Below are 9,309 nucleotides of genomic sequence, written 5' to 3'. Positions count from 1 at the left end.
CAGTTGAACGAAAGGGGGCGAGACGGAGAACACCGCCGCGCCCCCCCTCCTGCCCGCCCCGCCGCCTCAGTGGGCGCCGGCCTCCTCCAGCGGCAGGATGCGCTCCGGATCCTCGACCTCCACGCGCACGCCGTCGGCCTGCAGCCGGCGCACGCCCTCGGCGATCAGCCGTCGGCCGACGTCGTCGATCCAGTCCACCCGCGTGAGGTTGAGCACCACGGTGCGGATGGGCCCGTCGTTCTCATCTCGGGCGGCCACGGCGGCGGCCTCGTGCACCGCCCCGCCGCCGGTCGCGGCCGAGAGCGCCGCTCTGTCCGCCGCGGCCTCCTGCCACCGCGGGTAGACGGCGGCGTCCCACCCGGTGCCGGGCTTCTCCGCACCGGTGCGCAGGTCCGTGAGCGCGTCCAGCACCGCCTCGGCGCCGCCGAACCGGATCACGCCCTGCAGGTGCAGGAACACGCGGTCACCCTCGCGTTCCACGAAGCGCACGGCGGTGCCGCCCAGGCTGTCCCCGTCCATGAGATGCAGCCGGAAGTCCTCGGAGAGGCGGCGGCACGCCAGCACGCCGCGCGCCGAGTTGCCCACCTCGTCCAGGCGCGGCGAGAACACGCCGATCCCCACGCGGCCCGGCAGCGCGCCGAGCACACCGCCGGCCACCCCGGACTTGGCCGGGATCCCGACGTCGGCGAGCCACTGCCCGGCGGCGTTGTACATGCCGGAGGAGGTCATCACGGACACCACGCGCCGCACCACGATGGACGGCAGCACCCGCTCGCCCGTCATCGGGTGGATGCCGCCGGTCGCCAGACACGCGCCCATCACGGCGAGGTCCTTGACGGTGACGCGCACGGCGCACTGCGCCACATACCCGGCCACGATCTCCTCGGCGGAGTCCTGCAGCACCCCGTAGCTGCGGAGCATGTGCGCCAGGGCGAGGTTGCGGTCCGAGACCGCCATCTCGGATTCGTACGTCTCCCGGTCCACCGAGAGCCGACGCCCGGCGAGCAGGGACATGATCTCCACGGCCCGGTCCAGCCGCTCCTCCCGGCTCGCCTCCGGTCCCACGAGCAGCTGGTGCACCGCGAGCGCGCCGGCGTTGATCATGGCGTTGTCCGGGCGGTGCGACTCCGCCTCGAGGGAGAGCTCGTTGAAGGCCTCGCCCGAGGGGTTCAACCCCACCTGCCGGTCCACGGCGGCGAAGCCCCGGTCCACGAGCGCGGCCGCGTACGTGAACGGCTTGGACGCGGACTGGATGGTGAACTCCACGTCCGCGTCCCCCGCGCAGTGCAGCCGCCCGGTGGGGGTGGCCAGCGCGATGCCGAAGCGGTCCGGGTCCGCCTCCGCGAGCACGGGGATGTACTGGGCCGTCTCGCCCGGGTTCACGGCGCCGAGCTCGGTGATCAGGCTCGCCAGGTAGTCGGGGATCGGGTGTCTCATCTCAGGCCTCCCAGCGCAGGCAGGTCAGGGGCTCGCCCCCGGGCACGGGCACGTGGCCGGTGGCACGGAAGCCGAGCCGCTCATAGAACGGGACGGTGGCGGGCACGGACGCCTCGAGGTGCACGGGCAGGCCCGACGCGCGGCGCTGGCCATGGCGCACCAGCGCACTCGCCGCCCCGCGTCCGCGGGCGGACGGGACGGCGCCGACCTCCTCAAGGTACCAGTGCCGGCCTGCCGGGCGGGCACGCTCGCAGGCGGCCTGGATCCGCTTCAGGGCGAGGGTGTGGCGGCCGTGGACGGCGACCGCGGTGGGCAGCCCCGCCAGCAGGCCCGGCACGTCGACCCCGCGGGGGGCGGCGGGGGAGGTCCACACGGCGGCGCCGAGCAGCGTGCCGTCGTCGGCGTCCACGGCAACGTCCACGGCGCCGAGCGGGGCGCCGTCGGCCCCCGTGCGCAGCCCGTGGCGCACGGCGGCGGTGAACTTGCGCTCGAGGCGGGCCTCGCGCCGGTCCTCGGGCACGAGCCCGAGCGTGTACGGGTCCGTGGCGAAGGCCTCGGCGAGGACGATGCCCACACGGCGGGCGGTGTCCTCGCGGGCTCCATCCGGGCGCAGGGTGAGCACGTGGACGCGGGGGCGCGGGGGCGCGGGGTCCGGGGAGGTCATGGCCCCCAGTCTAGGGACGGGGCCGGGCGCGTCATCGGACCGGCCGACGCACGTTCCGCCCCGTGTGATCGGCGACACTGGTGGGCATGGACTTCTCCGCGCCCCTCGACCCGACCCCCGCCGCCCCGCCTGCCGCGGACGCCCCGCCCGCCGACGTCGTCGCCCGTCTGCAGGCGGAGCTGCCCGGCCGCGTGGACGTCTCCGCCGCCGCACTCGAGGCCGCCCGGGCGGACCGCTCGGGGCATCGCTCCCCCGCCGCGCCGCTGGCCGTGGTCCGCGCGCGGACGGTGGAGGACGTGCAGGCCGCGTGCCGGATCGCGCACGGGACCCGCACCCCGCTGGTCACCCGCGGAGCGGGCACGGGGTTGGCCGGCGGCGCCGTCGCGGGGGCGGGCGAGATCGTCCTGGACATGACCGCGATGGACCGGATCCTGGAGGTCTCCCCCGCGGACCGCGTGGCCGTCGTCGAGCCGGGGATCCTCAACGGGGCGCTGAACGCCGCGCTCGCCGAGCACGGGCTGTGGTGGGCCCCGGATCCCGCGTCGAAGGACATCTCCACGGTGGGCGGCAACATCGCGATGAACGCCGGCGGGCTGCTGTGCGCCAAGTACGGCGTCACGCGCGAGGCGGTGCTGGGCCTGGACGTGGTGCTCGCGGACGGCACCCTGCTGCGGCTGGGCCACCGCACCGTCAAGGGGGTGACCGGCTACGACCTGGTCGCGCTGATGATCGGCTCGGAGGGCACGCTCGGCGTGATCGTGGGCGCGACGCTGGCGCTGCGGCCGGCCGTGTGCGGCGTGCCGGTGACGCTCGGCGGGTTCTTCCCGGACGTCGTCGCGGGCGCCGCCGCGGCCGAGGCGATCACCGGGGCCGGTCACGTGCCCGCCCTGATGGAGCTGATGGACGAGGCGACGCTCGCCGCGGTGCGCGCGCACGCGGGGCCCGAACGCGGGGCCGCCCTGCCCGAGTCCGGCGCGTTCCTGCTGGTGCAGGCCGACGGCGCCGGCGCCGAGGCGGACGGGGAGGCCATGGCCGCCCTCATGCGCGCCCACGGCGGGGACGTCACCGTGACCGTGGACCCCGCCGAGGGGGAGGCCCTCATGGCCCTGCGCCGCACCGCGTTCCCCGCGCTCGAGCGCCTCGGCACCCCGCTCGTGGAGGACGTGGCCGTCCCGCGCAGTCGCATGGCCGAGATGTTCGCGCGGATCCGTGAGATCGAGGCACGCACCGGCGTCGCCATCCCCACCACGGCCCACGCCGGGGACGGCAACCTGCACCCGATCCTGCTGTTCGGCGCCGCGGCGCAGGTGGGCGGCGCGGCCGAGGACGCCGCGTCGATCCCGGCGGACGTGTGGGAGGCCGCCGGCGAGCTGTTCCGCGCGGGCCTGGAACTCGGCGGCACGCTCACCGGCGAGCACGGCGTGGGCCTGCTCAAGCGCGCGTTCCTGCGGGACGAGCTCGGCGACGCCCAGCACGACCTCCAGCAGCGCATCAAGGCCGTGTTCGACCCGCACGGCATCCTCAACCCAGGAAAGGTGTTCACCCCGTGACTCAGCCGACCACCCCCGAGACCCCCGCCGACGCCGGCACGCCGACCCCGTTCGAGGTCGGGCTGCAGCTGCGCTGGTCCGACGAGGACCGCTACGGCCACGTCAACAACGCCCGCCTGCTCACCCTCACCGAGGAGGCGCGCGTGCGCGCCCTGGCCGCGTGGGCCACGACGACGGCGTCCCCGGACGTCCAGCGCGTCGTGCGGTCCATGGAGGTCCAGTACGAGGCGCCCGTGGTCTACGCCGGGCCCGAGGTGACGGCGCGGGTGTGGATCCTGCGGATCGGCCGGACGTCCTTCACGCTGCGCCACGAGCTGTGGCAGGACGGGCGGCGCTGCGTGCTGTGCGACGCCGTGTTCGTGCAGGTGGACCCGGCGGCCGGGCGGCCCGTGGCCGTCTCCGACGAGGAGCGCGCCGCCTTCGAGCGCGTGCTGATCCCCGCCGAGGACTGACGGGCCGCCGTCGGGCCTGTGGACGGCCAGCCGTCTCGCAGGATCCCGCCGTAGGCTCTGAGGCCATGGAGCAGGACCCTTCCCCGGACGCGCCCGTGCCCTCGGCGGACGTCGAGGCGCTGCGCAGCACCCCCGTGTCCGAGTTGACGCAGCTCACCCCCGCGGCGTCAGGGGCGCTGGAGCGGCTGCGCCGAGACGTCGAGCGCTTCGACCTCGAGTACCGCTCGGCCCTGCTCCAGGTGGAGGCGCGGCTCGAGGTGCTGCGGGACGAGTTCACGCACCTGCACGACTACAACCCCATCGAGCACATCGTCACGCGGGTGAAGTCGCCGGAGTCGATCCTGCGCAAGGCCTCCGCCCGCGGGCTGTCCCTGGACCTGGACGCGCTGCGCACCAACGTCACGGACATCGCCGGGGCGCGCGTGATCGTCAGCTTCGCCCGGGACGTGTACCGCGTGTTCCGCCAGTTCACGCAGCAGCCGGACATCCGGGTGCTCGAGGTGGAGGACTACATCTCCCGGCCCAAGCCCTCCGGCTACCGCAGTCTGCACTGCCTCGTGCAGGTGCCGATCCACCTGTCCACCGGCACGATCCCGGTGACCGTGGAGATGCAGTTCCGCACGAGCGCCATGGACTTCTGGGCCACGCTCGAGCACAAGATCAACTACAAGTTCGACGGCGGCGTGCCCCCGGACATCGCGACCGAGCTCGTGGCCGCCGCCCGCGTGGCCGCGGATCTGGACACCCGCATGGAGCGCCTGCACGACCAGGTGCAGGAGACCGACAGGGACGACGACGCCGCCGCGGCCTGGGAGGACGACGGCGGTCCCGCCTTCGAGGACGAGCCGACGGTGGAGCCGGGCGAGGCGCGGCCGGGCGACGCGGAGCCGGGCGACGACGCGCCCGGCGCGTCCACCGTCTGAACCCCTCCGTCCACACCCGGCGGGCCGCGTGCACAGGGTTCTCCACAGAGTTGTCCACAGGTGTGGATGAGTCACACGCGTGTGATCCAGCGAAGCAGAGCAGGGCGTGACCGCAGACCAGGGAGGACATGCGGAGGGAGCGGCTGCCGGTAGCCTGAGCCGATGCCCTCCACCGCCGTGCCGCCGCGCGACTCCGGCGCCGCCTCCACCCTGCCCGCCCGCACCGGGCACCGCGGGGTGTCGAGCCTGCGCACCGCCGCCCTCGTCCTCGTGGTGGCGGCGTTCGTGTGGCTCGCGCTCACCGTGCGCCTGCCCGGCGTGGACGAGCTGCGCGCCCAGCTGGACGGCTTCGGCTGGTGGAGCTGGCTCGCGTTCACCGTGCTGTACGCGGCCGTGGCGCTCACCCCCATCCCCGTGACGATCATGGCGGTCACCGCCGGTGTGCTCTTCGGCGCGATCGAGGGGACGGTGCTGTCCGTCGTCGGAGCCCTGCTGGGCTCGCTCGGGGCGTACGGCATCGCGCGCGCGGTCGGACGCGAGGTGGCCCTGCGCTGGCTCGGCCGCCACGCCGAGACCGTGGAGCGGCGGCTCGAGGACACCGGGTTCCTCGCCCTGCTGACCCTGCGCGTCGCCCCGGGGCTGCCGTACTGGCCCGTGAACTACGGGGCGGGCGCGCTCGCCGTGCCGCTGGGGATCTTCGCCGGCTCCACCGCGGTCGGGGTGATCCCCGGACAGCTCTCCCTCGTGGCGATGGGGGCGTTCGCGGTGCGCCCGGGCGTCGTGAACGGCGTGCTGCTCGGGGTGGGCTGGCTCACCGTGGGCGGTCTGACCCTGTGGGCGGTGCGCCACTGGCGACGGGCGGCCCGGTCCGCGGAGGAGCCGGCGGGCTCGGAGGGGCCGGAAAGCCCGCGGAGTGGTCACGACACGCCGTCTCCCCGTACGCGACGCGGCGTGTCGTGACCACTCTGCGCCGGACGTCAGCCGACGGCGCGGCGCACCAGATCGGCGATCCGGGCCCGGGCGTCGTCGTCGAGGGCGGTCAGGGCGAACGACGTCGGCCACATGACGCCGTCGTCGAGCTTCGCCCCCTCGTTGAAGCCGAGGGTCGTGTACCGCACGCCGAACTTGCTGCTGACCTGCAGGAACACGAGCACGTCCGTGCCGCGCGTGTAGGCGGGCATGCCGTACCAGGTGCGGGGTTCGAGCTCCGGGGCCACCTCCGTGACGATCCGGTGCACCCCCACTGCCATGGCGCGGTCCTGCTCGGGCATCTCCTCGATCGTCGCCAGCAGGTCCTGCAGGGCGTCGGCCTTCTTCTTGCCGCCGCGCTGGGCGCGCAGCTCCTGCGCGCGCTCGGCGATCGCGGCCTGCTCCGCAGCGCTGAAACCGGTGGACTCGCTCACGGTGCCTCCTGGGGTGCGGGGACGGGTCCTGCCCGGGTCTCAGCTCCGACGGCCCAGGCGCCCGAGCAGGCGGGTCTGCCGGTCGGCGTCGTCGGCCACGGGGACGGGCTCGCCCAGGATGCCGGGCGTGTAGGCGGCGTCGCCGAACAGCTCCAGCGACTCCTCCACGCAGTCGATCTCCGCGTCCGTGAACTGCGCGTCCACGCCCTGCGAGCGGGCCAGGTCCCAACGGTGCACGATCAGGTCGAACGCGTGGAAGCGGATCAGCGCCTCGCCCACGGTCATCTCCCCCAGCGCGGTCTTCATGGGCCGCAGGATGAACTCCTCGTCACCGGCGAGGGCGGACATGGCGGCGGCGTGCTTGGCCCACTGGGTGGCCAGCTGCTGGCGGGAGCCGTCGAAGAGGGGCACCTCCCGGCCCTGGCGGGCGGCGAAGTCGCGCTGGCCGGCGATCACGTGGTCCAGCAGGTCCAGCGCGTCCCAGCCCTCGCACGGGGTGGCTGCGTCCCAGTCCCGCACCTCCCGGACGACGGCGGTGAACGGCTCGGCGGCCGCGTTCCAGCGGGCCTCGACCTCGGTGGCGGGGATGGACATGGTGCTCTCCTCAGGGTCGCGGGGTTCTCGGGGCCGCGGCGGACGACGACGGCGCCGCGCTCGGCTTCTTCGGGCCGCGGATGGACTCGGGGCGGGCCGGGTCCAGGACGGACCGGGGGTCGAAGAACTCCTCCAGCACGGGCCGCTCGCCCGAGACGGCCGCGGCGAGGCTGATGCCGTCCACGTTGATGCGCGAGCCGCGGTAGTAGCCGGGCTCGAGCTGGCCCCACGCCTTGGAGGTGCCGTCCACGAGGAAGAAGGAGCGGTAGCCGAGCTCACGGAAGTAGCGGTACCGCTCGTTGTCCGCGGTGTACTTGCCGGGGCCGGTGACGTCCGCGCCGAACGGGTAGATGAGCATGTCCGTGGGGCCGAGGATCGGCTCCACCTCGGCGTGCCACAGGTCCATGTCGAACTCGAGGTCCTCCCTGTCCAGCTTCGGCACCGTCCGGTGGCCCCACGTGTGCGAGGCGAACTCCCATCCGCTGTCCTTGAGCGCGTCGGCGACCTCGGTGGCGGCCGCGACGTCGGCGTCGAACGTGGGGCTGTCCCCGAACTCGCGGGCCGAGGTGCGGTAGCCGAACACGCCGTCGTAGCCGGTCATGGCCAGCACGCCGCGGGCGCCGTTGAGGCTGAAGTCCGGGTGCTCGGCGAGGAAGTCGTCCAGGCGCGGGACGACGTCGAACGCCCCGACGTGCGTGGTGCCCTCGGCGTCCGTGTACTCGTTGCGGACGCGGCCGTCCTCGGCCACGATCAGGCGGTCCGCGAAGCCGTCGCCGTCCATGTAGAGGTAGTACGAGCAGTCGTCCAGGGAGAGGATCAGCGGGGTCCGGCCCTCGGGGACCATGAGGGTCTTCGGGCGGACGACGTCGTCCTCGCCCACCTCGTACAGCTCGTGCGGGGAGACCAGCACGTAGCCGCGCTCGTAGACCTGCCGGATGACGGCGTCGAACTCGTCCACCGTGACCATGAAGTCCAGATAGCCGCCGGCCTTGTCGTCGCCGTCGAAGGCGCGGGCCGGGTCCACCACGAGGGAGTGGAAGAACAGGTGCGGCACCCGGGCCACGTCCGGCCAGGCCACCGGGTCGCCGGCGGGCGGCGGTCCAGCGGGGGCGGCGGAGGTGGGCGCGGACGAGGCGGGCTCGGACGACGACGACGGCGCGTCCTCCCCGTCCTGCCCGCAGGCGGTCAGCAGTCCCGATCCGAGCAGGGCGGAACCGGCCAGGAGCATCTGTCGGCGGGTCAGCTGCGGCACGGGCGGGGGCATCGGGCACCTTTCTCCGGGGGCACCCATCATGCCAAGGCCGCCCGGCCCGGGACCACCCCTGCCGGGCGTGGGGCGGGCGGTGGGGACGGCGCGGCATGGGAGGCCGGCCGGCGGCGGGGGCTCGATCCGCCGCAGACGGCCCAGAGTGGTCACGCGGACGACCCGAGCTCGGCGCGGACCGTGTTCGACCGCTTCGTGTTCAGCAACCACATCCGCAGCTTCAGCGTCGACTGAGCCCCGGCTGGGAGGCGCCTTCGACGCGCGCCGACGCACGCGCCCCTCGCGCCGTGCCGCGTGCCACACTGGCGAGCGTGACCCGACGTCCGGATGCACCGCCCCCGGCCGACCCGCGCACGCGTGCGGCCCTGCGCGCCGTGCTCACGGTCCTGGCCGTGATGGCGGTGCTGTTCGCCGCCGTCGTGCTGACGCTGGCCTACGGACCCGCCCGCTGAACCCGCCCTTCCCCGATCCAGGAGCAGCCATGTCCCCCGCGGACCCCACCGCCGACGTCGCGGCCCGACCGACCGGCCCCGCCGCGGTGGCCGAAGCCTTCGCGGCCGCCTGGAACGCCGCCGACGCCGACGCGCTCGCCGAGCTGTTCGCCGAGGACGCGGACTTCGTGAACGTGGTGGGCGTGTGGTGGAGGCGGCGTCGGCAGATCCGGGTGAACCACGCGCTCGGCTTCCGCTGGATGTTCCCGCACTCGCGGCTCGAGCTCGGGCGCGTGCGCGTGCGCGAGCTCGGGGACGTGGCGGTGGTGCACGCGCCGTGGACCATGACGGGGCAGACCGCGCCCGACGGCGACGAGGTCGGCGAGCGCACCGGCGTCCTGCTGCTCGTGGTGCGCCGCACCGAGGCCGGGGCGTGGGAGGCGGTGGCCGGACAGAACACGGACTCCGTGCCCGAGGCGCAGACCCACCTGGCCGACGACGACGGGCTGGCCGCGGTGCACTACCACCCGTCGGCGTGGATCGATCCCGACGACGACCCCGACGGCCCGGAGGCCTGCTGAGCGGCGGCGG

General features: G+C 74.6%; 11 protein-coding genes. 6 read left to right on the top strand and 5 right to left on the bottom strand.

Going from position 1 to position 9,309, the window contains the following annotated elements:
- Positions 1–66: 66 nt before the first annotated feature.
- Positions 67–1,437 carry a glutaminase A gene (glsA, locus tag ACTSKS_RS08905; protein WP_069941202.1) on the bottom strand — a complete coding sequence of 457 codons (1,371 nt, stop codon included), beginning with the start codon at positions 1,435–1,437 and terminating at the stop codon, positions 67–69.
- Between the two features lies 1 nt (position 1,438).
- Complete coding sequence (locus tag ACTSKS_RS08900) at positions 1,439–2,101, bottom strand: GNAT family N-acetyltransferase (protein WP_078025653.1); 663 nt, start codon at positions 2,099–2,101, stop codon at positions 1,439–1,441.
- Between the two features lie 86 nt (positions 2,102–2,187).
- On the opposite strand from ACTSKS_RS08900, the gene ACTSKS_RS08895 reads away from it, so the two are divergent.
- The 4 genes from ACTSKS_RS08895 to ACTSKS_RS08880 all read left to right on the top strand — a co-directional run bounded on the left by ACTSKS_RS08895 (position 2,188) and on the right by ACTSKS_RS08880 (position 5,986).
- Complete coding sequence (locus ACTSKS_RS08895; RefSeq protein WP_268260351.1) at positions 2,188–3,651, top strand: FAD-binding oxidoreductase; 1,464 nt, start codon at positions 2,188–2,190, stop codon at positions 3,649–3,651.
- Positions 3,648–4,103: an acyl-CoA thioesterase gene (locus ACTSKS_RS08890; protein WP_041104105.1), complete on the top strand. Its 456-nt coding sequence runs from the start codon at positions 3,648–3,650 to the stop codon at positions 4,101–4,103. The genes ACTSKS_RS08895 and ACTSKS_RS08890 overlap by 4 nt, the downstream gene beginning before the upstream one ends.
- Before the next feature lie 65 nt (positions 4,104–4,168).
- Entirely contained in the window at positions 4,169–5,026 is an 858-nt protein-coding gene (locus tag ACTSKS_RS08885) for a GTP pyrophosphokinase (RefSeq protein WP_041104107.1), read from the top strand.
- Between the two features lie 162 nt (positions 5,027–5,188).
- Positions 5,189–5,986 (top strand): TVP38/TMEM64 family protein, encoded by a 798-nt coding sequence (locus ACTSKS_RS08880; protein WP_134416231.1) that lies wholly within the window; start codon positions 5,189–5,191, stop codon positions 5,984–5,986.
- A gap of 17 nt (positions 5,987–6,003) precedes the next feature.
- Here the strand turns inward: ACTSKS_RS08880 and ACTSKS_RS08875 are convergent, their stop codons facing one another.
- From ACTSKS_RS08875 to ACTSKS_RS08865, 3 genes are read right to left on the bottom strand one after another with little or no spacing between them, the layout of a single operon-like run.
- The gene (locus ACTSKS_RS08875; protein ID WP_134416229.1) at positions 6,004–6,429 is read right to left on the bottom strand and encodes an iron chaperone; all 426 of its coding nucleotides are present in this window, start codon (positions 6,427–6,429) and stop codon (positions 6,004–6,006) included.
- Positions 6,430–6,468: 39 nt separating this feature from the next.
- Positions 6,469–7,023 carry a TIGR03086 family metal-binding protein gene (locus tag ACTSKS_RS08870; RefSeq protein ID WP_134416227.1) on the bottom strand — a complete coding sequence of 185 codons (555 nt, stop codon included), beginning with the start codon at positions 7,021–7,023 and terminating at the stop codon, positions 6,469–6,471.
- 10 nt (positions 7,024–7,033) lie between these two features.
- On the bottom strand, positions 7,034–8,287 hold the full coding sequence (locus ACTSKS_RS08865) for a polysaccharide deacetylase (protein ID WP_134416225.1): 1,254 nt from the start codon (positions 8,285–8,287) through the stop codon (positions 7,034–7,036).
- A gap of 311 nt (positions 8,288–8,598) precedes the next feature.
- Here ACTSKS_RS08865 and ACTSKS_RS08860 point away from each other — a divergent pair, with 311 nt between their 5' ends.
- Both ACTSKS_RS08860 and ACTSKS_RS08855 read left to right on the top strand, forming a co-directional pair.
- On the top strand, positions 8,599–8,739 hold the full coding sequence (locus ACTSKS_RS08860; RefSeq protein ID WP_017488522.1) for a hypothetical protein: 141 nt from the start codon (positions 8,599–8,601) through the stop codon (positions 8,737–8,739).
- A 29-nt stretch (positions 8,740–8,768) separates the two neighbouring features.
- Positions 8,769–9,299, top strand: a complete 531-nt coding sequence (locus ACTSKS_RS08855; protein WP_134416223.1) for an SgcJ/EcaC family oxidoreductase — start codon at positions 8,769–8,771, stop codon at positions 9,297–9,299.
- Positions 9,300–9,309 lie beyond the last annotated feature (10 nt).

The sequence above is a fragment of the Micrococcus sp. TCR-5 genome (genome assembly GCF_052220525.1).
GTDB classification, from domain to species: domain Bacteria; phylum Actinomycetota; class Actinomycetes; order Actinomycetales; family Micrococcaceae; genus Micrococcus; species Micrococcus luteus.
The sequence above is the reverse complement of the archived record's forward strand: the minus strand, read 5'-3'. Positions and strand labels throughout refer to the sequence as shown.

What these genes read in the sequence shown, in the direction of transcription:
- ACTSKS_RS08900 (WP_078025653.1), bottom strand. Translation starts at nt 2,101, where the DNA reads ATGACCTCCCCGGACCCCGCGCCCCCGCGCCCCCGCGTCCACGTGCTC.
- ACTSKS_RS08870 (WP_134416227.1), bottom strand. Translation starts at nt 7,023, where the DNA reads ATGTCCATCCCCGCCACCGAGGTCGAGGCCCGCTGGAACGCGGCCGCC.
- ACTSKS_RS08895 (WP_268260351.1), top strand. Translation starts at nt 2,188, where the DNA reads ATGGACTTCTCCGCGCCCCTCGACCCGACCCCCGCCGCCCCGCCTGCC.
- glsA (WP_069941202.1), bottom strand. Translation starts at nt 1,437, where the DNA reads ATGAGACACCCGATCCCCGACTACCTGGCGAGCCTGATCACCGAGCTC.
- ACTSKS_RS08880 (WP_134416231.1), top strand. Translation starts at nt 5,189, where the DNA reads ATGCCCTCCACCGCCGTGCCGCCGCGCGACTCCGGCGCCGCCTCCACC.
- ACTSKS_RS08885 (WP_041104107.1), top strand. Translation starts at nt 4,169, where the DNA reads ATGGAGCAGGACCCTTCCCCGGACGCGCCCGTGCCCTCGGCGGACGTC.
- ACTSKS_RS08865 (WP_134416225.1), bottom strand. Translation starts at nt 8,287, where the DNA reads ATGCCCCCGCCCGTGCCGCAGCTGACCCGCCGACAGATGCTCCTGGCC.
- ACTSKS_RS08855 (WP_134416223.1), top strand. Translation starts at nt 8,769, where the DNA reads ATGTCCCCCGCGGACCCCACCGCCGACGTCGCGGCCCGACCGACCGGC.